Source organism: Pseudomonas triticifolii (genome assembly GCF_014358015.1).
In the GTDB taxonomy this organism is placed as follows: domain Bacteria; phylum Pseudomonadota; class Gammaproteobacteria; order Pseudomonadales; family Pseudomonadaceae; genus Aquipseudomonas; species Aquipseudomonas triticifolii.
The window spans coordinates 232,849-258,582 of the sequence record NZ_JACONV010000004.1; the positions used below are offsets into that span (position 1 = coordinate 232,849).

General features: G+C 61.4%; 23 protein-coding genes and 1 riboswitch. Of the genes, 6 read left to right on the plus strand and 17 right to left on the minus strand.

The window, feature by feature from the left end:
* The 6 genes from H8S56_RS09985 to cobO are packed head-to-tail and all read right to left on the minus strand — an operon-like array spanning position 1 to position 5,924.
* Entirely contained in the window at positions 1-1,461 is a 1,461-nt protein-coding gene (locus H8S56_RS09985; protein ID WP_024688964.1) for a cobyric acid synthase, read from the minus strand.
* Positions 1,449-2,462, minus strand: a complete 1,014-nt coding sequence (gene cobD, locus H8S56_RS09990; RefSeq protein WP_187518531.1) for a threonine-phosphate decarboxylase CobD — start codon at positions 2,460-2,462, stop codon at positions 1,449-1,451. The genes H8S56_RS09985 and cobD overlap by 13 nt, the downstream gene beginning before the upstream one ends.
* Complete coding sequence (gene cbiB, locus H8S56_RS09995) at positions 2,455-3,363, minus strand: adenosylcobinamide-phosphate synthase CbiB (protein ID WP_187518532.1); 909 nt, start codon at positions 3,361-3,363, stop codon at positions 2,455-2,457. Before cbiB ends, cobD begins: the two co-directional genes overlap by 8 nt.
* Positions 3,360-4,010, minus strand: a complete 651-nt coding sequence (gene bluB / locus H8S56_RS10000; protein ID WP_187518533.1) for a 5,6-dimethylbenzimidazole synthase — start codon at positions 4,008-4,010, stop codon at positions 3,360-3,362. Before bluB ends, cbiB begins: the two co-directional genes overlap by 4 nt.
* The gene (locus H8S56_RS10005; RefSeq protein ID WP_187518534.1) at positions 4,007-5,302 is read right to left on the minus strand and encodes a cobyrinate a,c-diamide synthase; all 1,296 of its coding nucleotides are present in this window, start codon (positions 5,300-5,302) and stop codon (positions 4,007-4,009) included. Before H8S56_RS10005 ends, bluB begins: the two co-directional genes overlap by 4 nt.
* A 10-nt stretch (positions 5,303-5,312) precedes the next feature.
* A complete protein-coding gene (gene cobO / locus H8S56_RS10010; protein WP_024688959.1) occupies positions 5,313-5,924 on the minus strand; it encodes a cob(I)yrinic acid a,c-diamide adenosyltransferase in 612 nt (203 codons plus the stop codon).
* A gap of 93 nt (positions 5,925-6,017) precedes the next feature.
* Positions 6,018-6,233: riboswitch (cobalamin riboswitch) on the minus strand.
* 158 nt (positions 6,234-6,391) lie between these two features.
* Here cobO and H8S56_RS10015 point away from each other — a divergent pair.
* Complete coding sequence (locus H8S56_RS10015) at positions 6,392-7,720, plus strand: PQQ-dependent sugar dehydrogenase (RefSeq protein ID WP_024688958.1); 1,329 nt, start codon at positions 6,392-6,394, stop codon at positions 7,718-7,720.
* Positions 7,721-7,891: 171 nt separating this feature from the next.
* Here the strand turns inward: H8S56_RS10015 and H8S56_RS10020 are convergent, their stop codons facing one another.
* From H8S56_RS10020 to H8S56_RS10045, 6 genes are all read right to left on the minus strand, one after another.
* Positions 7,892-8,437: a C40 family peptidase gene (locus tag H8S56_RS10020; protein ID WP_024688957.1), complete on the minus strand. Its 546-nt coding sequence runs from the start codon at positions 8,435-8,437 to the stop codon at positions 7,892-7,894.
* A gap of 86 nt (positions 8,438-8,523) precedes the next feature.
* The gene (locus tag H8S56_RS10025) at positions 8,524-9,246 is read right to left on the minus strand and encodes a C40 family peptidase (protein ID WP_024688956.1); all 723 of its coding nucleotides are present in this window, start codon (positions 9,244-9,246) and stop codon (positions 8,524-8,526) included.
* Positions 9,247-9,321: 75 nt separating this feature from the next.
* Positions 9,322-10,086: an NAD-dependent deacylase gene (locus H8S56_RS10030; protein WP_187518535.1), complete on the minus strand. Its 765-nt coding sequence runs from the start codon at positions 10,084-10,086 to the stop codon at positions 9,322-9,324.
* Positions 10,080-10,784, minus strand: a complete 705-nt coding sequence (gene hda, locus H8S56_RS10035; protein ID WP_004884162.1) for a DnaA regulatory inactivator Hda — start codon at positions 10,782-10,784, stop codon at positions 10,080-10,082. Before hda ends, H8S56_RS10030 begins: the two co-directional genes overlap by 7 nt.
* Positions 10,785-11,001: 217 nt before the next feature.
* On the minus strand, positions 11,002-12,075 hold the full coding sequence (locus H8S56_RS10040) for an AI-2E family transporter (RefSeq protein ID WP_024688954.1): 1,074 nt from the start codon (positions 12,073-12,075) through the stop codon (positions 11,002-11,004).
* Positions 12,076-12,113: 38 nt separating this feature from the next.
* On the minus strand, positions 12,114-13,205 hold the full coding sequence (locus H8S56_RS10045; RefSeq protein ID WP_187518536.1) for a DUF2066 domain-containing protein: 1,092 nt from the start codon (positions 13,203-13,205) through the stop codon (positions 12,114-12,116).
* 353 nt (positions 13,206-13,558) lie between these two features.
* On the opposite strand from H8S56_RS10045, the gene purM reads away from it, so the two are divergent.
* From purM to H8S56_RS10065, 4 genes are all read left to right on the plus strand, one after another.
* Positions 13,559-14,617, plus strand: a complete 1,059-nt coding sequence (gene purM / locus H8S56_RS10050) for a phosphoribosylformylglycinamidine cyclo-ligase (protein ID WP_187518537.1) — start codon at positions 13,559-13,561, stop codon at positions 14,615-14,617.
* Positions 14,617-15,267 (plus strand): phosphoribosylglycinamide formyltransferase, encoded by a 651-nt coding sequence (purN, locus tag H8S56_RS10055; protein ID WP_187518538.1) that lies wholly within the window; start codon positions 14,617-14,619, stop codon positions 15,265-15,267. Before purM ends, purN begins: the two co-directional genes overlap by 1 nt.
* Positions 15,268-15,275: 8 nt before the next feature.
* Positions 15,276-15,989 (plus strand): DUF3108 domain-containing protein, encoded by a 714-nt coding sequence (locus H8S56_RS10060; RefSeq protein WP_024688950.1) that lies wholly within the window; start codon positions 15,276-15,278, stop codon positions 15,987-15,989.
* A gap of 357 nt (positions 15,990-16,346) precedes the next feature.
* Positions 16,347-16,526, plus strand: coding sequence for a hypothetical protein (locus tag H8S56_RS10065; protein WP_024688949.1), 180 nt, complete (start codon positions 16,347-16,349; stop codon positions 16,524-16,526).
* Between the two features lie 66 nt (positions 16,527-16,592).
* Here the strand turns inward: H8S56_RS10065 and H8S56_RS10070 are convergent, their stop codons facing one another.
* The 5 genes from H8S56_RS10070 to cysM all read right to left on the minus strand — a co-directional run bounded on the left by H8S56_RS10070 (position 16,593) and on the right by cysM (position 22,730).
* Entirely contained in the window at positions 16,593-17,135 is a 543-nt protein-coding gene (locus H8S56_RS10070; protein ID WP_024688948.1) for a DUF2058 domain-containing protein, read from the minus strand.
* A gap of 26 nt (positions 17,136-17,161) precedes the next feature.
* Complete coding sequence (gene mazG, locus H8S56_RS10075) at positions 17,162-17,995, minus strand: nucleoside triphosphate pyrophosphohydrolase (RefSeq protein ID WP_187518539.1); 834 nt, start codon at positions 17,993-17,995, stop codon at positions 17,162-17,164.
* 76 nt (positions 17,996-18,071) lie between these two features.
* Complete coding sequence (gene relA / locus H8S56_RS10080; RefSeq protein ID WP_187518540.1) at positions 18,072-20,315, minus strand: GTP diphosphokinase; 2,244 nt, start codon at positions 20,313-20,315, stop codon at positions 18,072-18,074.
* A 157-nt stretch (positions 20,316-20,472) separates the two neighbouring features.
* Positions 20,473-21,828, minus strand: coding sequence for a 23S rRNA (uracil(1939)-C(5))-methyltransferase RlmD (gene rlmD, locus H8S56_RS10085; RefSeq protein ID WP_024694958.1), 1,356 nt, complete (start codon positions 21,826-21,828; stop codon positions 20,473-20,475).
* Positions 21,828-22,730 carry a cysteine synthase CysM gene (gene cysM / locus H8S56_RS10090; protein WP_024688944.1) on the minus strand — a complete coding sequence of 301 codons (903 nt, stop codon included), beginning with the start codon at positions 22,728-22,730 and terminating at the stop codon, positions 21,828-21,830. Before cysM ends, rlmD begins: the two co-directional genes overlap by 1 nt.
* Before the next feature lie 248 nt (positions 22,731-22,978).
* Between cysM and H8S56_RS10095 the strand changes: the two genes are divergently transcribed.
* A complete protein-coding gene (locus H8S56_RS10095) occupies positions 22,979-25,732 on the plus strand; it encodes a response regulator (RefSeq protein WP_024688943.1) in 2,754 nt (917 codons plus the stop codon).
* The last annotated feature ends 2 nt before the right edge of the window (positions 25,733-25,734 follow it).

Below are 25,734 nucleotides of genomic sequence, written 5' to 3' on the forward strand. Positions count from 1 at the left end.
TCAGTTCGCCTCCAGACCGCACAGTTGACGCAGCAATGTGCCGTCCAGGTGTTTTTCCACCAGATCCGCCAGACGCTCAATGTCCCGCTCGCGCAGGGCGTGATAATCCACCTGCTGCACGTCGTGCAAGCCCGCCCAGCGCAGCAATGCGCTGCACGCGGCAGGCGATTCGAACAGGCCATGCAGGTAAGTGCCTAGAATCTGCCCGTCGGCGCTTTGCGCGCCATCGCAACGACCGTCGTCCAGCCGAACGGCGGCCTGCTCCAGCGCCAGGCCCGTGGTGACACCTGCGTGGATCTCGTAGCCACTGACTTCTGCGTCCTCCAGCGTCAGGCGTCCACGCACATTGCGCAGCTGTTTCTCGGACTCAAGCACCGTGCTCATGGCCAGCAGGCCAAGGCCCGGACTCGACCCCGCAACGCCCTCCAGCCCCAGCGGGTCATGCATTTGCTCGCCGAGCATCTGCAGCCCGCCACAGATACCCATCAGCTTGCCGCCATAGCGCAGATGGCGCTGAATGGCGTCTTCCCAGCCATTGGCGCGCAGGTAAGCGAGGTCACTGCGCACGCTTTTCGAGCCAGGCAGAATGATCAGGTCGGCAGGCGGTATCGCCTGGCCAGGCCCGATGAATTGCAGATTGACCTGGGGATGCAGGCGCAACGGGTCGAAATCGGTGTGGTTGCTGATGCGTGGCAACACCGGCACCACCACATTCAGCACCTGCTCGACCTTGTCGGTCTGGCGCTGATCAAGACCGTCCTCGGCCTCCAGATGCAGGTCCATGACGTAGGGCAGCACGCCGACCACCGGTTTGCCGGTGCGCGCTTCCAGCCAGTCCAGACCCGGTTGAAGCAGGGCAATGTCGCCACGAAACCGGTTGATGATGAAGCCCTTGACCCGCGCCTGCTCGCTGGGCGACAGCAACTCCAGCGTACCCACCAGATGCGCAAAGACGCCGCCCCGGTTGATGTCGGCAATCAGCAACACCGGGCAATCGACAGCTTCGGCGAACCCCATATTGGCAATGTCGTTGGCGCGCAGATTGATCTCGGCGGGCGACCCGGCACCTTCGACCATGATCACCGGGTAGCGCTGGCCAAGACGCTCATGGGACTCAAGCACCGCGCGCATGGCGATCTCTTTATAGCTGTGATACGCCACCGCATTCATGGTGGTGACGGCTCGGCCGTGGATGATGACCTGCGCGCCGGTGTCGCTGTTGGGCTTGAGCAGCACCGGGTTCATGTCAGTATGCGGTGCCAGGTTACAGGCCTGAGCCTGAACCGCCTGGGCTCGCCCGATCTCGCCGCCGTCAGCGGTTACGGCGCTGTTAAGCGCCATGTTCTGTGGCTTGAACGGCACGACCTCGACGCCTTGCCGCGTCAGCCAGCGGCACAGGGCCGTCACCAGCGTGCTTTTACCGGCATCGGACGTGGTGCCTTGTACCATCAACGTGGCCATGGAGATTCCTTACGGTATTCAAACAGGACGGTGTGCAGGCGTCGCCAGTCGGCTTCATCCAGAGGCAGCCCGAAACGCAGGCTGGACGCTTCCGGGGTCAGGCCTTCAAACAGGCGCAACAGCACGCCACGCCGGGCGCAGAACTCATAGATGGCCTGGGCTTCGGCGGTAACCAGCCATTGGAACAATGCACAGCCGCCCTGGGGTGCCAGACCGTACGACTCAAGCAACGCCACCAGACGATCACGTGCCTGATCGGTGCGCAAACGCTGTTGCACCTGCCCCTCGCGATCACGCAGGCAGGCTTGACCCAGAATCCGCGTCGGCCCGCTGACGGCCCAGGGTCCGACTTCCTGAGCCAGCAGCCTGAGCAAGCCAGGCTCGGCCAGCACGAAACCGAGCCTGACCCCGGCCAGCCCGAAGAACTTGCCGAACGAACGCAGGACGATCAGCCCGATGCGCCAGGTCTCGGCCGCCAGACTGAGCGGTGGCGTGTTGTCCATGAACGCCTCATCCACCACCAGCCAGCCGCCCCGCTCCGCCAGTCGTGCATGCCACTCCAGCAGACGTTCGGCGCTCAGGTGCAGGCCGGTCGGATTGTTAGGGTTGACCACCACCAGTACGTCGAGGCTGTCGAGAAAGTAATCCACTTCATGCTCGCCAACCTCGCGCACCATGAAGCCACTCTTGCGCCAGGCATGCGCGTGCTCGGCGTAGCAGGGAGACAACACACCGACCCGACCAGCACTGCGCACCCGCGGAAGCGCTTGAATCGCCGCCTGCGAACCAGGCACCGACAGCACCTGCGGCGCGCCATAGTAGGCGCAGGCCGCGGCTTCAAGCCCATCGTCGGTCTCGGGCAGTCGCGCCCAGGCGCGCTGGGGAATGTCCGGCACCGGCCATGACCACGGCGCGATACCGGTGGACAAATCCAGCCAGTCAGCCTGATCGATGCCGTAATGCTGCGCCGCAGCGCGCAATCGCCCGCCGTGCTCAAGCATAGAATTCGGTCCCGACGCACAGCACCAGCAGCCACAGCCAGACGCCGCGCTGCACCAGCTCCCAGCCACGATCAATGGAGTTCGCGTCAGCGGGTACACCTTCACCCAATTTAGGGCGTTGATGCAGCTCACCGTGATAAATCGCCGCGCCGCCCAGTTCGACGCCCAGCGCACCTGCGCCAGCGGCCATCACCGGGCCTGCGTTGGGGCTGTCCCACGTGGGTCCCTGAGTACGCCAGCAGCGTATCGCAAGGCGGGTCTTGCCCAGCAACGCGTAAGTCAACGCGACCAGACGCGCAGGAATGTAGTTGAGCAGGTCGTCAATTTTGGCTGCTGCCCAGCCGAAACGCTCGAAGCGCTCATTGCGATAACCCCACATGGCGTCAAGGGTATTGCTCAAACGATAAAGCACCACGCCAGGAACACCGGCCACGACAAACCAGAACAGCGCGGCGAACACTGCGTCGCTGCCGTTTTCCAGCACCGACTCGGTGGCGGCACTAGCGACCTCGGTGGCATCAAGTTCGCAGGTCTCGCGACTGACCAGATAGCTGACCCGACGACGCGCCTCCTCCAGGTCATCACTGCGCAGGGCCTGAGCCACAGGCTGTACGTGTTCGCCGAGGCTGCGCATGCCGAGCGCGCAATACAGCGCCAGTATTTCAATCAGCCAACCCAAGAAGGGTGCCCAGCTCAGCAGCGTGGCCAACAGCGTCAGCGGTATCACCGCCACGAACCAGGCCGTGACGCCATGACTGCGCCAGCCTCGACCGCCACTGTTGAAACGCTGCTCCAGACGATTGGCGAAACGCCCGAACGCCACCAGTGGATGACCGCGTTTCGGCTCGCCCAGCAGCGCATCCAGCGCAACCCCGGCCACGCTCAACAGCGCCACACTCATTGACCCACTCCCCATTGATTCTCATACAACAACTCATGCAGCGGACGCGCCCGCGCCCAGCCTTCCAGCACCAGCATGGGCGCAGGGTAAAACTCTTTCACCGGCCCCAAGCACAGAATCGCCAGCGGTTTGGCCCCTTCCGGCATGGCCAGCAGATCGGCCAGCGCGTCCGGGTCGAACAGCGAGACCCAGCCCATGCCAAGCCCTTCGGCCCGTGCGGCCAGCCACAGGTTCTGAATCGCGCAGGACAGCGATGCCATGTCCATTTCCGGTAAGGTCCGGCGACCGAAAATGTGTTGCTCGCGCCCTTCCATCAGCGCGGCCACCAGCACTTCGGCGCAGTCGTTGATGCCTTCGACCTTGAGTTTCATGAACTCATCGGTGCGCTCGCCCAAGGCTTCAGCGGTGCGGATCCGCTCTTCTTCGACCTGCGCCTGCATGTTGCTGCGCAGGGCCGGGTCGCTGATCCGAATGAAGCGCCAAGGCTGCATCAGGCCGACGCTGGGCGCCTGATGAGCAGCCTCCAGCAACCGGGCCAGCACCTCGGGCGCCACGCTGCCCCCGATGAAGTGGCGCATGTCGCGGCGCTCGGCTATCGCGCGATACACCGCTGCCCGCTCTTGATCATTGAACGCGTGCTCGGTCATGGCTTGAACAAGGCCGCAATTGCCTGTGGACAGGACGGAAAATAGAAATGGACGTAAGAGGCGGTCAGGCGGCCATCACGGTAGACCGCTTCGGCTCCGCGCCCGCCATTGGGGCTGACCCCTCGGGCAATCGGCTTTAGCTCGGTGGTGGTCAGCGAGTGGTGATAGGTGTGGCCGCGCAGCTCGCCTTCGGGCAGCCCGACTGATTGCAGGGCCAGCGCGGCCAGCCGTTTCTGCATCGCCGCTTCGCCTGCCAGCAGCCCCACCAGTGTGGCGCGCACGCCCTCGACATCGATCAGCGCATCCAGCAGGTACAGCATGCCGCCACACTCGGCCAGCGTGGGTTTGCCTGCCGCATGGTGCGCCCTGATGTCTGCCAGCATCGTCGAGTTTGCAGACAGCTCGACGTGGTGCAACTCTGGATAGCCGCCGGGTAGATAGAGGCTATCGGTTTCAGGCAAATGGCTGTCGTGGATCGGCGAGAAAAACGTCAGTTCTGCGCCCATGTTGCGCAGCAGGTCGAGGCTGGCGCCATAGATGAACGCAAAGGCTTCGTCGCGCGCCACGGCTATGCGTACGCCGTCGAGCAGCGGCAGGATCTCGACCGGGTCGGGAGCCGTGAAGGTGACCGCTGGCGGCAAGGACACTTCGCAGGTGCTGGTCAGCGCCGCCGCTGCCATGTCCAGACGCAGGTCCAGGTCATTGAGCTCGTTGGCCTGCACGAGCCCCAAATGACGGCTCGGCAGCTCGAAACCGGTTTCCCGCGACAAAGCACCGTACCAGCGCAAACCTTCGGTCAGGCTGTTTTCCAGCAGTTGCGCGTGGCGCACGGTGCCGACGCGGTTGGCCAGCACCCCGGCAAACGGCAGGTCCGGCTGGTAGCGCGCCAGTCCCAGTGCCAAAGCACCGAAGGTCTGCGCCATGGCCGTGCCGTCAATCACACCGAGCACCGGCACACCGAAGTGGCGCGCCAGATCGGCGCTGGACGGCGTGCCGTCGAACAGCCCCATTACACCTTCAATCAGAATCAGGTCGGCTTCGCCAGCCGCTTCCCAGAGCAGGCGGCGACTCTCGTCTGCGCCGATCATCCACAGGTCCAGCTGATACACCGGCGCGCCGCTCGCGCGCTCCAGAATCATCGGATCGAGAAAGTCCGGCCCGCACTTGAAGACCCGGACCTTGCGGCCTTGATTACGATGCAGGCGGGCCAGTGCCGCGGTGACGGTGGTCTTGCCCTGGCCAGACGCGGGTGCGGCGATCAATACGGCGGGGCAATCCCTGGGGGTTCTCATGATCGGCCACTCATAACTCGATACCTTTCTGCGCCCGAATGCCGGACTGGAACGCGTGTTTGACCACGCCGATATCGGAAACGGTATCGGCCAGGTCGATCAATTCGGGTTTGGCACCACGACCAGTCACCACCACATGCTGCATGGGCGGGCGGGCTTGCAGGTCGCTCAATACTTGCTCAAGGTCCAGATAGCCATGCTTGAGGGCGATGTTCAACTCATCGAGCACCACCAGGCCAATAGTCGGGTCGCGCAGCATTTCCACACTCACGGCCCAGGCGGCTTCGGCCGCGGCGATGTCGCGCTGGCGATCCTGGGTTTCCCAAGTGAAGCCTTCGCCCATCACGTGGTAACGCACCTGCTCGGGGAAACGGCGAAAGAACATCTCTTCACCCGTGCTGTTCCGGCCTTTGATGAACTGCACCACGCCGCACTGCATGCCGTGGCCCATGGCGCGTGCGAGCATGCCGAACGCCGAACTGCTCTTGCCCTTGCCGTTGCCGGTCAGCACCAGTATCAGGCCGCATTCATTAGGAGAGCTGGCGATACGCTCATCCATCACGGCTTTCTTGCGCAGCATGCGCGCCAGATGGCGTTCGTCGCGTTCGGGGGATTCGTTCATCTCGGCTCTCCGCTTTGGGGGGTCGCGAAAGCAGACGGAAGGACAGCACTGAACAGCACGGCAACGCCCTGCACAGAGCATCACCCTCCGTGATGCCATTGAGTATTTCAGGCCGGTCTCCGGGCTCATGAGCGGGTCATCCCGGCTGCACGCCTTCCCATGTCGAAACACAGTGGCACGATGCACAGCCTTGACTCATTTACCGTTGCGGGGGCAGCGCCGGAATCGGGTCGAATGACCCTCACCGGCTTCCCTGTTTCACCCTGCCAATCGGGAAGATTGCAGAGCACCTGAAACAAACCGCGAAGGGTAGAGGGTTGGGGGTGGAGCGTCAATCGACACTGCAGCGTAATGGCATATAGGCCATTCACTTGCCTGGCGCAGCCAATCCCTGCACACAATTGAACCTCAGCGAACGGGGTGTCTCTATCCCTTACGGACCAAGCCTTTCTCGATGGAGATTCACCATGTTCAAAATCAGACCACAGTACGCCGTACTGCTTCTGCTCGCAGGCGGCCTTGCGGCATGCGGCGAGTCTTCGACCCTGCAGGTCTCGGACGGAACGGGACCCTCTCCGAAATTGCCGGAACCCAACAAAACGCTGATCCCCACGGTCAATATCGCCCCAGCCGTCGGCTGGGAGAAAGACGCCAAGCCGGTAGCCGCGCCAGGCACGCAGGTCGGTGCCTTCGCCGAACATCTGGATCACCCGCGCTGGCTCTACGTGCTGCCCAATGGCGACGTGCTGGTCGCGGAAACCAATTCGCCGGCCAAGCCGGATGACGGTAAAGGCATTCGTGGCTGGGTCATGGAAAAGGTCATGGGCCGCGCCGGTGCGGGCGTGCCGAGCGCCAACCGTATCACCTTGCTGCGCGACACCAACCATGACGGTGTGGCGGAAACCCGCAGCGTCTTTCTGCAGAACCTCAACTCGCCGTTCGGCATGACCCTGGTCGGCAACAAGCTGTACGTGGCCGATACCGATCGGCTGATCAGCTTCCCTTATGAAAGCGGCCAGACCTCGATCAGTGCCCAGCCAACCAAAGTGGTCGACCTGCCGGGCGGCACGCTGAATCACCACTGGACCAAGAACGTCATTGCCAGCAAGGACGGCAGCAAGCTGTACGTCACCGTCGGTTCCAACAGTAACGTGGCCGAGAACGGCATGGACAAGGAAGAAGGCCGCGCAGCGATCTGGGAAGTGGACGCGGCCACTGGAAGCCATCGCATCTTCGCCTCGGGGCTGCGCAACCCCAACGGCATGGACTGGGAACCCACCACTGGCAAGCTATGGACAGCCGTCAACGAGCGTGACGAGATCGGCAGCGATCTGGTGCCCGATTACGTGACTTCGGTGCAGGATGGCGGTTTCTATGGCTGGCCTTACAGCTACTACGGCCAGCACGTCGACGAACGCGTCAAGCCGCAGAACCCGGCACTGGTCGCCAAGGCTATCGCCCCGGACTACGCCGTCGGCCCGCATACCGCCTCACTGGGTCTGGTCTTCGCCGATGGCAAGACGCTGGCGGCACCGTTCAACGAGGGGATGTTCATCGGCCAGCACGGCTCCTGGAACCGTAAACCGCACAGCGGCTACAAGGTGGTGTTCGTACCATTCAGCGGCGGCAAACCCAATGGCGCGCCGGTGGATGTACTGACCGGCTTTCTCAACAGCGACGAAAAAGCCATGGGCCGTCCGGTAGGCGTGGTGAATGACCATCACGGCGGACTGTTGGTGGCCGATGACGTGGGCAACAAGATCTGGCGAGTGACGTCGGTGAAGGCGGCTCAGTAGATACAAGACGCCTCAGGGAGTAAGTTTGTGGGAGGCGGTTTGCCGGCGATGGGGCTATTTCAGGCGCTGAGAGCGCTGACCAAAAAACCGAACCGCCGACAAGCCACCTCCCAGACTCCCTTGCCAACTGCCAGACATCGGCGGGCGCTTGCACCATCGAAACGGCGGTAATCAGGGACGATTCTGCGCCAGGTTCGACGGCTGGATCACGCGTTTGGCGTTAAGGTAGGCTTTCTGCCAATACGGTTTGTCGAGGCTGTCGAGCTTGACGGTGCCGCCGGTGGCAGGGGCATGTACGAAGCGGCCCTCCCCGACGTAGATACCGGCATGGGAGACCTGCGAGCCACCAGAAGTAGCGAAGAACACCAGATCCCCTGACTGCAATTGCTCGCGGCGCACGTTCGGCGCGCCCATCACCACCATGTCTCGGGTCGAACGAGGGAGCGAGATACCGGCCGCATCACGATAGACATAGCCGATCAGGCCACTGCAATCGAAACCCGAATCCGGCGTGTTGCCACCCCAGCGATAAGGCGTGCCGACCAGACCCAACGCACGAAACAGCACGTCTTCGGCAGCCGGGGAAAGAATCTGGGGAGGTGCGGTGACCACCGGACGCTGAACGATCCGGGGCGAGGCAGGCGGCGGCGGTGCGCTGGCACAGGCGCCAAGCAACGCAGCTAAGGAAAGCACCATCAGGCGCAAAGCAATCGACATAACCACAACAACCTGATCTGGATGCGGCTTACGCTGCCGAGAAGCTCAAAAACGCAGACAGGCCACTGGCCTGTCTGCGTATCCCATTATTTACGGCGTTTTACGACGGTCTTGACTGTAGTCGAGGTCATGGCGGTTGTCTGCGTGGCTTCGGCAGGGGCTTTCACCGCGACCGTGCCAGGTGCCATTGCCAGCGGACGCTTGGCTTCGATGAAGGTCTTGCTCCAGTAGGCATCATCGAGGCTGTCGATGCGCACACCGCCACTACGACGGCTGCTGGAGTGGATGAACTGGTCGTTGCCTGCATAGATCGCTGCATGGCTGACACGTCCACGGCCGCGCGTGCTGAAGAAAAGCAGATCGCCCGGCTTGAGATTGTTGCGCGAGACCAGAGGCGCATCGACATTGATCATTTCGCGCGTGGAGCGTGGCAGGTTCATGCCCGCCTCTTCACGAAACAGGTAGCCGATGAAACCGCTGCAATCGAAACCCGAACGGGTCGACGTGCCGCCGAACTGGTAACGCGTACCGATCAGGGCCTTGCCACGTTCAAGGATACTGTCGGCCAGAACCGGCAGTTTGTAGGATTGGTTGTCAGAGAACTGAGCCAGCTCGTCTTCGGTGGCCAGTTCGTCCTGCAGGGTGGCGGCGTCGGCGCGATGGGCAGCGGACTGTGCAGTGACGGTGTTCTGGTAACGAGGCTTTGGCTGAACCTGATCGTGCTGCGCAACCGGCATATTGGCCGAGCAACCGAACAGGAACGTAACGAGTGCGAGTGGCACGAGGGGTGCGAAGCGAACAACTTGCATGAGCACGACCGTGGCTGAACTGTTAAGAAGGCGAGACTATGCCCGCTATGAAAGTGATTTGCAAATTCAATCGAACTAAATGTGACTTATCAGTTTTTCCATGACATGTGCCGCCCTGCACTTCAAAAAGACGTCCATTTGCGCGCTGTGATCGGTTGGCTCAGGATTGATTTCAGCCGTAAAACCCCCGGAAACCCGGGTCCTGATCACAGGTTCATGGATATACGGGAAGCTCGCCGTGGTGCCGATGCTCACCACGGCGTCATAGCCTTTAGCCAGTTGTTCATACAGTGTTTCCAGGGCTCGTTCCGGGAGCATTTCCTGAAAAAGAACGACGGACGGTCGCAAAACGCCATCACAGATGGAGCACAGCGGCGGCAAAGGGCGATCAAGGTGTTCACTCAGGCCTGCATCCTGCGCGCCGCACGACTGACAGAACAGCGGCGACATCTGTCCATGGATCTCGATCAGCCTGTCTGGAGGGCTGCCAGCGGCACGATGGTAGCCATCGACGTTTTGGGTCAGCACCCAGCATTCAGGTTTGATGCGCTGCAATTGGGCGATCGCGTAGTGCGCGGAGTTGGGCTGGCCACCCAGACACGCCTTGCCCAGTTGAGCGATGTACTTCCAGCACAACGCAGGATCGCGGCGCAACATCGGCCCGGACAAGGCCACCTCTATCGGCAGGCCATCATCGGTTCTGCCGTTATAGAGCCCGCCAACGCCGCGATAGGTCGGCAAACCCGAATCAGCCGAAAGGCCGGCACCGGTAATGATCAGGATCCGCTGTGCATGGCGCAGTGCGGCTGCCGTTTGCATCAACAGCGCCTCGTCTACCACCCAAGCGTCTCTTTGAGAAAGGGAATGGTGAGCTTGCGCTTCTCCTGAAGCGAGGCCTGATCCAGACGCTCCAGCAGCTCGAACAGCGCGCTCATGCTGCGGGTGCCACGCGTGAGGATGAAATGCCCGACTTCATCGGTCAGGTGCAGGCCACGGCGCGAGGCACGCAGCTGCAAGGCACGCAGCTTGTCTTCATCGGACAGGCCACGCATCTGGAACACCAGCGCCATGGTCAGGCGCGACTTGAGGTCCGGCAGCTTGACCGGCAGTTCACGTGGCGACTTGGAAGCCGCAATCAAGAGACGTCGGCCACTGTCACGCAGGCGGTTGAACAGGTGAAACAGGGCCTCTTCCCATTCTGGCTTGCCAACCACCGCCTGCAGGTCGTCCAGGCACACCAGCTCGTACTGCTCCAGATGGTCGAACAGCTCGATGCCTTCGTCGATGACTTCGGCCAATGGCAAATAAACCGCAGGCTCGCCCATCTGTTCGAAGCGCAGGCAGGCCGCCTGCAACAAATGCGTGCGCCCTACCCCGTCCTTGCCCCATAGATAGATGAGGCTTTCCGTCCACCCGGCGTCGGCTTCGCACAGCCGCTCGACATAGCCGAGTGCAGCGGCATTGGCGCCTGGATAGTAATTGACGAAAGTGGCGTCATCACGCAGACGCACACTCAGGGGCAGCTGAATCGGTTTCATGCTGACTAGCGGTTCATGCGAACCGCCAAGGGCCTCTGTGTAAAGTGCGCAAAGTTTATACCCGTGACGCTGGTCGCACAATGCGACAGACCCCAAGCAAAATCAAAGGGTTGCGTCAGGCCGTGTAAAGCGAAGGTACGTATTGGGTGTTTAGCGCCTCTCGATGGACACAGCATCTGCCCATCAGGAGGCTCATGGCATCAAGGCTCAAAAGCCCTTATAAATCGGGGTCTTCGGCCCCGGCGTAGATCTCCGAATCCTTATAAACGTCATGAACGTGGCGCACCAGCACCATGATCACGGCCGCCACCGGCAAGGCGAGCAGGATGCCGGTAAAACCGAACAGTTCGCCACCGGCAAGGATCGCGAAGATCACCGCCACCGGGTGCAGACCGATACGATCACCCACCAGTAACGGCGTGAGCACCATGCCTTCCAGCGCCTGGCCGATCATGAACACCGCAACGATGCCCATCATCGGATACAGATCGCCGCCGAACTGGAACAATCCGGCCACCAGCGCCGCACCGATCCCGATCACGAAGCCCATATAAGGCACGATGGCCGCAAGACCGGCAATCACGCCGATCAACAACCCCAGTTCCAGCCCGACCAGCATCAGACCCGCTGCGTAGATCACACCCAGGCCGACCATGACCAGCAACTGTCCGCGAATGAACGCGCCCAGTACTTCATGACACTCACCCGCCAGCTTGACGATCTGCCCTTCGCGCTGACGAGGCAACAGACCGCGAATCTTGCCCATCATCACGTCCCAGTCGCGCAGCAGGTAGAAACACACCACCGGGATCAGCACCAGATTGGTCAGCCAGCCGATCAGCGCCAGACTCGACGCGGTGGCCTGCGACAGAACGATGGAAACGATGTCGCCGGCCTGCCCCATGTGCTCGGACAGCGCGGCTTTGATCTTGTCGAACTTCCAGAACCCGTCAGACAGCCCGAACTTGGCCTGCACCCACGGCAAGGCCGAGTGCTGCAGCCAGTCGAGCATTTGCGGGGCCAGCTCGTACAGACGATACAACTGCTTGGCGAGCATCGGCACGAGCACCAACAGCAGCGCCATCAGTACCAGCGTGAACAGGCCGAAGACCGCCACTACGCTGAGCGTGCGCGACATCCCTGCACGCTCCAGGCGATCCACCAGCGGATCGCCCATGTAGGCCAGCAACAGCGCCACCAGAAACGGGGTGAGGATCGTGTGCAGCAGCACCACGAATACCACCACCAGGGCCAGTCCGCCGATCCAGAACCAACGTCGCGTATCAGTCATCAATGTCTCTCAACCCAAGTAAAAGTGCGCTTGCCGGATTACCAGCGGAAATACAATTGTGGCGCAGCCGCCGGGACAATCATGGGAGCTGGCGCCGACGCAGGTGCCGTGGCAGGTGCGGAGGCATCAATCGGTGCGGCAGGCGCAGGCGGTGTTGCCGTTGCAGCCGCTGCCTCGCTCGCCGGCACTTCCTGAAGCTTGGCCAGCGACATTTGCGAACGAAGCTGATCGGCACTGCCGTTGACTTCGAACGTCACGCGATCCCCCTCGACCAGCTTCACCCGCACGCCGAACGGATCGAGCAATTGCAGCAATTGTGCGTAACGCTCAAGGTTCATGCCCTGCACCTGCATAAGCAGGCCGGTGGATTGCCCCGGCTTGGCCACGAAGCGTGGGGCCAGACGCTGACTGACAGCCAGCATGACGGCGTCGGCCAACGCCTCTGAACTGGCCCCGGTCGCGGTGCCCTGCTCGCGCTGCTCACCCAGCCACAGACGCCACTTGCCTTGCCATTGCCCGGCTTCCTCGCGGGCATGGACCGCCAGAATTGCATCGGCGCCATAGCGCTCCGACGCGTCCTTGAGCGGTGCAGCGTCGGTACCCTCCAGTGTCTTGGCGGTGCCGATACCCTGCTCGCTCAAGTCAGCCAGCGGCAAACGCAACGGCAGCCCCCGGTGCTGCGCGGCGCGGCGCAGCGGCTCGGCCGATGCCTGACCGTCGCCGACGAGATTGGAGCCTTCGACCGAGTCATTCAGCCACCAGCCCAGGATCGACGGGCGGTTGCTGCCCCAGATCGGCAGACCTGCCTGTCGCAGTGCACGATCAGTGGTGGCTGGGTCGAAATCGACCAACAAGGTTTCAGGCGGCCCGGCTTCATAGCCGTACTGGCTGATGATCTGCTGAGGGTCCTTGCGCAGCGCGGCAATTGCCGAACCTTGAGCAGCCTTGGCGTCGCCGGTCAGGCGCAGTACCAGCGTGTCGACGGCCGCTTGAGTGGCACGGGCTCGCTCATCAGGCGACTGGCCACTGACCGGTTCGCGCACCTGATAGAGATTGTTCACTGTTTCGGCAAGGGTCGGCAGGCTGAACAGGGACAGGCAGCCGACTAAAAGAATTCTGGAAAAACGCATGGACAGTTCCCGAACGGAAAAAAGTAAAGAACAGCAGTCTCAGGAGGGTTTCAAATGGCGTGATGAGCCTAGGACAGCGGTTCGCCACCATTCATTCAATCCCCCTTTAAAGTACACCCTAAACGCTTGCAGACGAACCGACAGGGCTCAACCTGCGCGGTTTATTTTGTAGAACCCCCTCCTACCGTCGGCGCAAGGATGGCCCCACGAGGGCAAGCCTGATAAAATCGCGCGCCTTCGCAGACCGGCAATCGCGATGACCCAACCTGGCACTGCGCACCTGGCGCTTTGCTGAACAGGACCCATCGCAGCGGTCGATACCTCCGAATCCCCCCTAAAGGCCTGGATTTTTTATGAGCAAGCAACCCTCCCTGAGCTACAAAGACGCCGGTGTAGACATCGACGCCGGTGAAGCATTGGTCGAACGCATCAAGAGCGTGGCCAAGCGCACCAAGCGTCCGGAAGTCATGGGCGGCCTGGGAGGTTTCGGCGCCCTCTGCGAAATCCCGGCTGGCTACAAGCAACCCGTGCTGGTTTCCGGCACCGACGGCGTCGGCACCAAGCTGCGTCTGGCGCTGAACCTGAACAAGCACGACAGCATCGGCATCGACCTGGTGGCCATGTGCGTCAACGACCTGGTGGTCTGCGGTGCCGAGCCGCTGTTCTTCCTCGACTACTACGCCACCGGCAAACTGAACGTCGACACCGCCGCTCAGGTTGTGACCGGCATCGGCGCTGGCTGCGAACTGGCAGGTTGCTCGCTGGTGGGCGGTGAAACCGCTGAAATGCCAGGCATGTACGAAGGCGAAGACTACGACCTGGCCGGTTTCTGCGTCGGCGTCGTCGAGAAAGCTGAAATCATCGACGGCTCCAAGGTCGCTGCTGGCGACGCGCTGCTGGCACTGCCGTCTTCCGGCCCGCACTCCAACGGTTACTCACTGATCCGCAAGATCATCGAAGTGGCGGGTGCCGACATCGAGAACATCCAGCTGGACGGCAAGCCATTGACCGAACTGCTGATGGCACCGACCCGCATCTACGTGAAGCCGTTGCTCAAGCTCATCAAGGAAACCGGCGCCGTCAAGGCCATGGCCCACATCACCGGTGGTGGCCTGCTGGACAACATCCCGCGCGTTCTGCCACAAGGCGCTCAGGCCGTGGTCGACGTCGCCAGCTGGCAGCGTCCGGCCGTGTTCGACTGGTTGCAGCAGCAGGGCAACGTTGAAGAAAACGAAATGCACCGCGTACTGAACTGCGGCGTGGGCATGGTGATCTGCGTGGCGCAGGAACATGTCGAAACCGCGCTGAACGTGCTGCGTGAAGCAGGCGAGCAGCCATGGGTGATCGGCCAGATCGCCACTGCCACCGAAGGTGCAGCGCAAGTCGAGCTGAAAAACCTCAAGGCGCATTGATGTCAGCCACCTGCGATGTCGTGGTGCTGCTTTCCGGCACCGGTGGCAACCTGCAAGCGATGATCGACAGTTTCAGGGACGGGGCCAGCCCCGTCCGCATCCGCGCTGTCATCTCCAACCGTGATGATGCCTTCGGCCTGCAACGCGCCAGAGACGCAGGCATCGAGACCTGCGTGCTGGACCACAAGGCGTATGAAGGACGCGAAGCCTTCGATGCCGCGCTGGTCGAGCTGATCGACGCCTTCCAGCCCCGGCTGGTGGTACTGGCCGGGTTCATGCGCATCCTCAGCGCTGACTTCGTCCGTCACTATCAGGGTCGCCTGCTCAACATCCACCCTTCCCTGCTGCCGCGCTACAAAGGTCTGCACACCCATCAGCGGGTGCTGGAGGCTGGCGATGCCGAACACGGTTGCAGCGTGCATTTCGTGACCGAGGAACTCGATGGCGGCCCTCTGGTCGTACAGGCAGTTATTTCGGTACAGTTACACGACACGCCCACCACGCTTGCGCAACGGGTGCACGTTCAGGAACACCGTATCTACCCACTGGCAATACGCTGGTTTGCCGAAGGCAGACTGACACTGGGCGAGAACGGCGCATTACTGGACGACGAGCTACTCCCGGCCAGCGGCCATTTGATTCAACCCTAGGAGATACTATGCGTCGTGCTCTGCTCTTCGCTTTCGCTCTGCTCGCTTTGCCTGCTGCACAGGCCGCAGATCTTCAACCCTTCTCCGCCAGCTACACCGCCGACTGGAAGCAACTGCCCATGAGCGGTACGGCAGAACGCAGCCTTGAAGCCGGCCCCAACGGCACCTGGACCCTGAACTTCAAGGCTTCGATGATGATCGCCAGCCTGACCGAAGTCAGCACCCTGAAGGTCGACAAGGAAACCCTGCTGCCACAGACCTATACCTTCGAGCGCAGTGGCCTGGGCAAGTCGAAGAAAGTTGATCTGGCGTTCGACTGGAACACCAAGTTCGTGACCGGCACCGACCGTGGCGACGCGATCAAGCTGCCGCTCAACCGTGGCATCCTCGACAAGTCCACTTACCAGCTCGCCTTGCAGCATGACGTGGCTGCCGGCAAGAAGAGCATGAGTTATCAGGTGGTAGACGGCGATGAAGTCGACACCTACGACTTCCGCGTGCTGGGTTCGGAGAAAGTCGACACCAAAGCTGGCCAGGTCGATGCGATCAAGGTTGAGCGTGTGCGCGATCCGACACAAAGCAAGCGCATCACCGTGCTGTGGTTCGCCAAGGACTGGGACTACCTGCTGGTCCGTCTGCAACAGGTCGAAACCGACGGCAAGGAATACAACATCATGCTGCAGGACGGCACGGTGAACGGCAAGGCTGTCAAAGGCAGCTGATTGGCGTAATCCCCTGCTGCACAGAGCCCCGCAATGCGGGGCTTTTTATTGCCCGGCGCTCAGCGTCGGGTAGCATTTTCTTGCAGAACGCTGCGCATCCGTTCTTTCAGGCGATAGCGGTTATGGCAGTTGTACCAACCAGCAAGGCACATGAAAAATCCTTCATTTAACCGCTACTTACCCGCAGCCCACGGTTTTCAAGGGCTGGCGCACAACGATCAGTTTTTGACCAGCCGGGAACCTGAACAGCCTATTTACTTAGCCAGCTAACAGATTCTATAAAAGAGTCCTGCGACACATCGCCGCAGTATCCAGAGGCCTAACCATTCAGGCCATTAAAGTCAGGAGCTAACTACTATGACTGTCAGAGTTACTGAACGCGACGACGCCCACCTCTCTCACGAAGCCGTTGCCGACGGCATCCAGATCTGGGACGTGCATCAACAGGATCAACTGGTCGGCATGTTTCACATAGAATCCGAGGCCTATCGCTACAAGGAAGAACTGGAAGCCCTGGAAAACCAGCGCAACCACTAAACGCACTTTCAGAATTGTAGAAAGACAAAACCCGCTCAAGGCGGGTTTTGTCATGCTGGTCTTCACTTACCACATGAGGTCGTCAGGCACCTGGTAGGCGGCGTACGGATCGTCTGCATCCGGCGCTTCGGTCGGTGTATTGAGCAACACGATCCGGCGCGGATCGCGCTCCTGAATCTTCAGGGCCGCTTCACGCGGGATGATCTCGTAACCGCCACCATGATGAACGATCGCCAGCGAGCCGCTGCTGAGCTTGTTGCGCACCAGCGTGTTGACCGAGATGCGTTTGACCTTCTTGTCATCGACGAAGTTGTAGTAATCCTCGGTGGTCAGCTTGGGCAGGCGCGAAGCCTCGATCAGCTGCTTGACCTGCGCAGTGCGGGCTTTCTGCTCGACCTTTTCCTGCTGCTGACGATTGAGTTCCTGATCGCGCTTGACCTTCTCGGCCAGCGCTTCCTGAGCCGCACGCTTCTGCGAGTCGTCGACCTGAGCCTGCCCTTTGTGCACCAGGCGCTGCTCTTTCTGCTTGTCCTTGCTGACCTGCTTGGCCTGCTTCTGGTTGACCAGACCTGCCTTGAGCAGTTGGTCACGAAGTGAAATACCCGCCATCTCTTTTCTCTCTCTTAAGCAACCACTCAGCCGCAGCGGGGTGCGTTTTTTTCCTGACGTTTGGCCTCGCCCCACAGCGCGTCCATGTCTTCGAGACTGCAATCCTCGATGGGCCGCTGGGCGTGGCGCAAAGCCTGTTCAATAAACCGGAAGCGTCTGTCGAATTTGCTGTTGGCCGAGCGTAACGCAGTTTCCGGGTCAACTTTAAGGTGTCGGGCCAGATTCACCACACCAAACAGCAGATCACCGATCTCTTCAGCGATGCCTTCGGCGTCATTATCGACCATCGCTTCGAGCACTTCATCGAGTTCTTCGCGGACCTTGTCGATCACCGGCAGTGCGGCAGGCCAATCGAAACCGACCTGCGAGGCACGCTTTTGCAACTTGGTGGCGCGGCTCAGTGCAGGCAGTGCGACGGGTACGTCGTCGAGCAGAGACAACTGCTCGGGCGCGGACGACTTTTCTGCGCGTTCCTCGGCCTTGATCTCGTCCCAACGCCGGTTGACCTCTTCGTCGCTCAGACGCGGGGTTTCCATCGGCGCATACAGCTCGCCGGTCGGGAAAACATGAGGATGACGACGCAGCAACTTGCGCACGATGCCATCAACCACACCGTCGAACTCGAAACGCCCTTCCTCCTTGGCCAGATGAGCGTAGAACACCACCTGAAACAGCAAATCGCCCAGCTCACCCTGAAGCTGATCGAAATCGCCCTGCTCAATGGCGTCAGCCACTTCGTAGGCTTCTTCGAGGGTGTGCGGCACGATGGTGGCGTAGGTCTGCTTCAGATCCCAAGGACAGCCGTATTGCGGATCGCGCAATCGGGCCATGAGGTGCAGCAGGTCTTGAAGTGTGTGCATTGCAAAATCTCTTTTACCGCTGCGCCACCCCTGCCGGTCAGTAACCGGACAGTGGAGGCTTACGGAGAGCCCTGAATCAAGGCGTCCGGTTACGGCGCGTTTCGATGATGTTCGGCAACTGGGAAATGCGCCCCAGCAACCGGCCCAGCGCGTCCAGACCCGGAATTTCGATGGTCAGCGACATGAGCGCGGTATTGTCTTCCTTATTGGAGCGCGTATTGACCGCCAGGACGTTGATCCGCTCGTTGAGCAGCACCTGGGTCACGTCACGCAACAGACCCGACCGGTCGTAGGCGCGAATGATGATGTCCACCGGATAGGTGAGCACCGGCACCGGCCCCCAACTGACCTGAATGATCCGCTCGGGCTCGCGCCCGCCCAGCTGCAGCACCGAGGCGCAGTCCTGACGGTGAATGCTCACACCGCGCCCTTGAGTGATGTAACCGACAATGGCATCGCCCGGCAGCGGCTGGCAGCAACCGGCCATCTGCGTCATCAGGTTGCCCACACCCTGGATCTGGATATCGCCACGCTTGCCCGGCTTGTAGCCCGTGGCCTTGCGCGGGATCAGCTCCAGCTGTTCGTTCATCCGATCCGGCTCGACCTGCTGCTGAGCCAGGTTGACCAGTTGCGCCAGACGCAAATCACCGGCACCCAGTGCGGCGAACATGTCATCAGCGGTCTTGTGATTGGCCTTGTCGGCGAGCTTGTCGAAATCGACTTGCGGCAGGGCCAGACGCGCCAGTTCGCGCTCGAGCAAGGTTCTGCCGGCCGCGACGTTCTGATCACGGGCCTGCAGCTTGAACCAGTGGACAATCTTGGCCCGCGCCCGCGAGGTGGTGATGTAACCCAGGTTCGAGTTCAGCCAGTCGCGGCTCGGCGTACCGTGCTTGCTGGTGATGATCTCGACCTGCTCGCCAGTCTGCAGGCTGTAGTTGAGCGGTACGATCCGGCCGTTGATCTTTGCGCCACGGCAGTTGTGGCCGATCTCGGTGTGCACCCGGTAGGCGAAGTCCAGCGGCGTCGCGCCCTTGGGCAGGTCGATGGCATGGCCGTCAGGGGTGAAGACGTAGACGCGGTCGGGCTCTATGTCGACGCGCAACTGCTCGGCCAGCCCGCCAATGTCACCCAGCTCCTCGTGCCATTCGAGCACCTGGCGCAACCAGGAGATTTTCTCCTCGTAGTGATTGGAGCCGGATTTGACGTCAGTACCCTTGTAACGCCAGTGCGCGCAGACGCCCAGCTCGGCCTCTTCGTGCATCGAATGGGTACGGATCTGAACTTCCAGCACCTTGCCTTCCGGCCCGATGACGGCCGTGTGCAGCGAGCGGTAGCCGTTTTCCTTGGGGTTGGCGATGTAGTCGTCGAACTCCTTGGGAATGTGCCGCCACAAGGTGTGCACGATACCCAGCGCGGTATAGCAGTCGCGCATTTCCGGGACCAGTACACGCACTGCACGCACGTCGTAGATCTGGCTGAACGCCAGCCCCTTGCGCTGCATTTTGCGCCAGATGGAATAGATGTGCTTTGCGCGGCCGCTGATGTCGGCCTTGACGCCGGTAGCCAGCAGCTCGTTTTCCAGCTGGGACATCACGTCACTGATGAACCGCTCGCGGTCCAGTCGACGCTCGTGCAACAGCTTGGCGATCTGCTTGTACTGGTCAGGCTCAAGGTAACGGAAAGACAGGTCTTCCAGCTCCCACTTGATGTGCCCGATGCCCAGACGATGGGCCAGCGGCGCATAGATATCGAAGACTTCGCGTGCCACACGGTTGCGCTTTTCGTCGTCGGCGTTTTTCACCGCACGAATGGCGCAGGTGCGCTCGGCCAGCTTGATCAGCGCGACGCGTACATCGTCGACCATCGCCACCAGCATCTTGCGCAGGTTCTCGACCTGAGCCTGACTGCCCAGCACCAGCGACTGGCGCGGGCTGAGACTGGCGCTGATCGCGGCCATGCGAAGCACGCCGTCGATCAGCTTGGCAACCGTCGCGCCAAAATTCTGCTCGACGTCCGGCAAAGGGATGACGCCTTCGCGCACGCCACGGTAAATGACCGCTGCGACCAGCGAATCCTGATCCAGCTTGAGGTCAGCCAGAATCTCCGCTATTTCCAGACCGGTCTGAAAACTGGAGGTGCCGTCTGCCCAGTGATTCTTCAGTGCCTTGTCGTTCTGCTCGGCTTGCCGGGCGAACTCACAGGCCTTTTTCATGACTTCCCGGTCCAGGACCAGGTCGACGCTGACAATATGATCAAGCCATGCGTCGAGGTTGATACTGCCGTCTGTGTTTATCGGCTGGTGCGCTCTCACCTGTACCATGCTGCTTACCTTCCCTACGGCGCGATGAATAGCGCCATCAGTCGCCAGCCTTCTGAGCGAATGCCACTTGCCGGGCAAGCAAGGACCGACATTCGCGGGCCAGTCGGATTAAATGAGATTCCCTGTCAGCAGCTGACTCGATCCAATGAACCGCCACTCACTTACTCATTTCAAATAAAGCCATCGCCTCGACATGCGCCGTCTGAGGAAACATATCGAGAATTCCGGCACGTTTCAGTCGATAGCCCTGATTGACCAGTTCGACCGTATCGCGGGCCAAAGTTGCCGGGTTGCATGACACATAGAGCAACCGTTGAGCGCCTGATTTCCTGATCTGGCGAACCACTTCAAATGCACCGTCACGCGGTGGGTCCAAGAGTACCGCAGAAAACCCCTCGGCTGCCCAGTTCGCGTTCGTCAGCGGCTGCGAAAGATCCGCCTGAAAAAACTGCACATTGTGCAGATCATTACTCATGGCGTTTATCGACGCACGTTCGACCATGGTCGCAACGCCCTCGACAGCCACCACTTCCTTCGCCAGCCCGGCCAGCGGCAAGGCAAAGTTGCCAAGCCCGCAGAACAGGTCCATGACCCGTTCATCGGCCGCCGGTGCCAGCCAGTCCAGCGCCTGTTCGATCATCGCGGTGTTGACCGCTGCGTTGACCTGAATGAAATCGCCCGGACGCCATTCCAGCTCCAGATTCCAAGGCTCCAGGCGATAGCCCAGCTCATCACCGGCGTTCGCCGGTTGCGGATCGCCCTCGCCGTGCAACCACAACTGCGCGCCATGATCGGCACAGAATGCCTTGAGAATGTTCAGATCAGCATCGGCCAGCGGCGCGGTATGGCGCAGCAGCACAGCCGTTTCAGAACCGCTGAACAGCTCGACATGCCCCAGCGCCTGAGGTTTGCTCAGACTGCGCAGCATGGCAGGCAGTTGCGTCATGATCGGTTGCAAGGCCTGTACCAGCACCGGGCATTGCTCGATGCTGACGATGTCCTGGCTGGCCGTCGCACGAAAACCGACGTCGAGTCGTTTGGCCTTGATGTCCCAGCGTACCGCGACCCGAGCGCGCCTGCGGTAGGCCAGTTCGGAGCCGCTCAGGGGCGCCGCCCATTCCTGCGGTACGACATTGGCCACACGCAGCAATTGCTCGGCGAGCATGCGCTGTTTCAGGGCAAGCTGCTCGTCATGAGGCACGTGTTGCACGCTGCACCCCCCGCAACGCCCGAAGTGCTTGCACACGGGTGGGCGACGCATTTCGCTGGCGGTGAAGACCCGCTCGGTGCGCGCTTCGACCACCTTGCCGCGTGCATTGAGCACCCGCGCTTCGACCTCTTCGCCCGCCAGGCTGCCGGCGACGAACCAGGTTCTGCCTTCCAGAAACGCAATGCCGCGCCCGTCATCCGACAGACGCTCGATGGTCAGGCGCTGTTTTTTGCCAACAGGCACCTGCACGGTCTTGACGCCGCCGGTTGGCTGGAAGCGCAGTCCTCTCTCATGCTTGGCCATCAGTTGGGCGCGTCGTAAATGCCAGTCGACAGGTAACGGTCGCCTCGGTCACAGATGATTGCCACGATCACGGCGTTCTCGACTTCGCGGGAAATGCGCAGCATGCCCGCCACCGAACCGCCCGACGAGACACCGCAGAAAATGCCTTCTTCACGGGCCAGACGACGCATGGTTTCTTCGGCTTCGGTCTGGCCCATGTCGATGATGCGGTCCACACGGTCAGCCTGATAGATCTTCGGCAGGTACTCGTATGGCCAGCGGCGGATGCCAGGAATCGACGCGCCTTCCATCGGTTGCAGACCCACGATCTGCACCTCGGGATTCTGCTCCTTGAGGTAGCGCGAGGTGCCCATGATGGTGCCGGTGGTGCCCATCGAACTGACGAAATGAGTGACGGTGCCGCCGGTCTGCTGCCAGATTTCCGGACCAGTGGAGGTGTAGTGCGCCTCGGGGTTGTCGCCGTTGGCGAACTGATCCAGCACCTTGCCGCGACCTTCGGCCTGCATACGCTCGGCCAGGTCACGGGCACCTTCCATGCCTTCTTCCTTGCTGACCAGGATCAGTTCGGCACCGTAGGCGGTCATCGCTGCCTTGCGCTCGGCGCTGGAGTTGTCAGGCATGATCAGGATCATGCGGTAGCCTTTGATCGCGGCGGCCATGGCCAGCGCGATACCGGTGTTGCCGGAAGTGGCTTCGATCAGGGTGTCACCGGCGTTGATCTGGCCGCGAAGTTCAGCGCGCGTGATCATCGACAGCGCCGGACGGTCTTTGACCGAGCCTGCGGGGTTGTTACCTTCAAGCTTCAACAAGAGGGTATTGCTGGTGTGACCCGCCATGCGTTGCAGACGCACAAGCGGGGTGTTGCCGACGCAATCGGCAATGGTTTTATACTGCAGGGTCATGGCGTATTCGCAATCCAGACTGCGGGGGCGCCTATCATAACGGCAAACGCTCAAACCCCATATCACGCAAAGTGCGCGACCTATAACCAAAAGACATAACGAGCCCCCTCGCTGTCGAGCGCGCCTCGACCACCACACTAATCTGCCCACGCTCTCGGTAAATGGCTAAACTCATGCCCTCGTGCCGATAGGGCCAAGCGACTGCTGCCTGATTTCGACGGACTGATACCGGTTGCTGGAGAGAGAGCGTGCTGACCAAGCTGGGCATAAAAGGCCGCGTATTACTGTTGACGATTCTGCCTGCCAGCCTGATGGCGGCGGTGCTGGGCAGTTACTTCACCTGGATGCAACTGCACGAACTGCAGAGCCAGTTGCTGCAGCGCGGCGAAATGATCGCTCAGGACCTGGCACCGCTGTCGGCCAACGCGCTGGGCCGCAAGGACAAGATCCTGCTGAGCCGCATCGCGACCCAGACACTCGAACAGACAGACGTGCGCGCCGTGTCGTTTCTGGATGTCGACCGCAGCGTTCTGGCCCATGCCGGGCCCACCATGATCAGCCCCTCGCCGATTGGCAGCAGCACCCAACTGCTCAATTCGTCCGGCAATGACGCGACCCGTTATCTGCTGCCAGTGTTCGGGCACCAGCGTCATCTCACCAGCCCGATCATTCCTGCCGAAGCCGATACGCTGATGGGCTGGGTAGAGCTCGAAATCTCCCACAACGGTACGCTGCTGCGCGGCTACCGCAGCCTGTTCGCCAGTCTGTTGCTGATCGCCAGTGGCCTGGCCGTCACGGCCATTCTGGCGGTGCGCATGAGCCGCACCATCAACGGCCCGCTGAGCCAGATCAAACAGGCCGTGTCGCAACTCAAGGACGGCAACCTGGAAACACGCCTGCCGCCACTGGGCAGCCGGGAACTGGATGAACTCGCTTCGGGCATCAACCGCATGGCCGCGACCCTGCAGAATGCGCAGGAAGAACTGCAGATGAGCATTGATCAGGCGACCGAGGACGTCAGGCAGAATCTGGAAACCATCGAAATCCAGAACATCGAACTGGACCTGGCCCGCAAGGAGGCGCTCGAAGCCAGCCGGATCAAGTCCGAGTTCCTGGCCAACATGAGCCACGAAATCCGCACGCCGCTCAATGGCATTCTCGGCTTCACCCACTTGCTGCAAAAAAGCGAACTGACCCCGCGTCAGTACGACTACCTGGGCACCATCGAAAAGTCGGCGGACAACCTGCTGGCCATCATCAACGAAATTCTCGACTTCTCGAAAATCGAGGCCGGCAAACTGGTGCTGGACAATATTCCGTTCAACCTGCGCGACCTGTTGCAAGACACGCTGACCATCCTCGCCCCGGCCGCCCACGCCAAACAGCTTGAGCTGGTCAGTCTCGTGTACCGCGACACGCCACTGGCGCTGTCGGGCGATCCGCTGCGCCTGCGGCAGATCCTGACCAATCTTGTCAGCAACGCGATCAAGTTCACCCGCGAAGGCACCATCGTCGCCCGCGCCATGCTTGAGGATGAAACCGAGGACACCGCACAACTGCGCATCAGCGTGCAGGACACCGGTATCGGCCTGTCCAGTCAGGATGTGCGGGCACTGTTCCAGGCGTTCAGTCAGGCCGACAACTCCCTGTCCCGACAACCGGGCGGCACAGGTCTTGGGCTGGTGATTTCCAAGCGTCTGATCGAGCAGATGGGTGGCGAGATCGGTGTGGACAGCACACCCGGCGAAGGCTCGGAGTTCTGGATCAGCCTGAGCCTGCCCAAGGCTCGCGAGGATAAGGAAGAAACCGCCAATCAGCCCCTCGACGGGCTGCGCGCTGCCGTGCTTGAACACCATGACCTGGCGCGTCAGGCACTGGAACATCAACTGGAGGACTGCGGACTGCAGACAGTGGTTTTCAATAACCTCGAAAACCTGCTCAACGGTGTAACGGCCGCGCATCAGACGCCACTGGCTATCGACCTTGCCGTGCTGGGCGTGACCGCGCTGGAAATCTCGCCCGAGCGCTTGCGCCAGCACATCTGGGACCTGGAAAACCTCAACTGCAAAGTCATGGTGCTGTGCCCGACCACCGAGCACGCGCTGTTCCAGCTGGCGGTACATGACGTGTACACCCAGTTACAAGCCAAGCCCGCCTGTACCCGAAAATTGCAGAAAGCGCTGTCCGAGCTGATCGCTCCAAGGGCCGTGCGCACCGACATCAGCCTGCCACTCTCAAGCCGGCCACCCCGTGTACTGTGCGTGGATGACAACCCGGCCAACCTGTTGCTGGTGCAGACCCTGCTCGAGGACATGGGTGCCGAAGTCGTGGCGGTGGACGGGGGCTACGCTGCCGTCAGCGCCGTGCAGCAGGAGGCGTTCGATCTGGTGCTGATGGACGTGCAGATGCCGGGCATGGACGGCTGCCAGGCCACTGAGGCGATTCGCGCCTGGGAAACCGAACGCAATCAGTCCTCACTGCCGATTGTCGCCCTCACGGCGCACGCCATGGCCAACGAAAAACGCTCGCTGCTGCAAAGCGGCATGGACGACTACCTGACCAAGCCCATCAGTGAACGGCAGTTGGGGCAGGTGGTGCTCAAGTGGACCGGTCTGGCGCTGCGCAACCCGATACCCGAACGTCAGGCCGAGAGCATTGAGGCGCACGTCGGTCCGCTGGTGCTGGACCATGAAGAAGGACTGCGACTGGCAGCGGGCAAAGCCGATCTGGCAGCCGACATGCTGGCCATGCTGCTGGCCTCGCTGGACGCCGACCGCGAGGCCATTCGTGCCGCACGAGCCAGCGAGGACACGCAAAGCATCATCGAACGTGTTCATCGCCTGCACGGCGCAACCCGTTACTGCGGCGTTCCGCAACTGCGCGCGGCCTGCCAGCGCACCGAAACCCTGCTCAAACAGGACGCGCCACATACCGAACAGGCGCTGGATGACCTGGACAAGGCCATTACCCGACTGGCGGCCGAAGCGCGGGTGACGGCGTGATC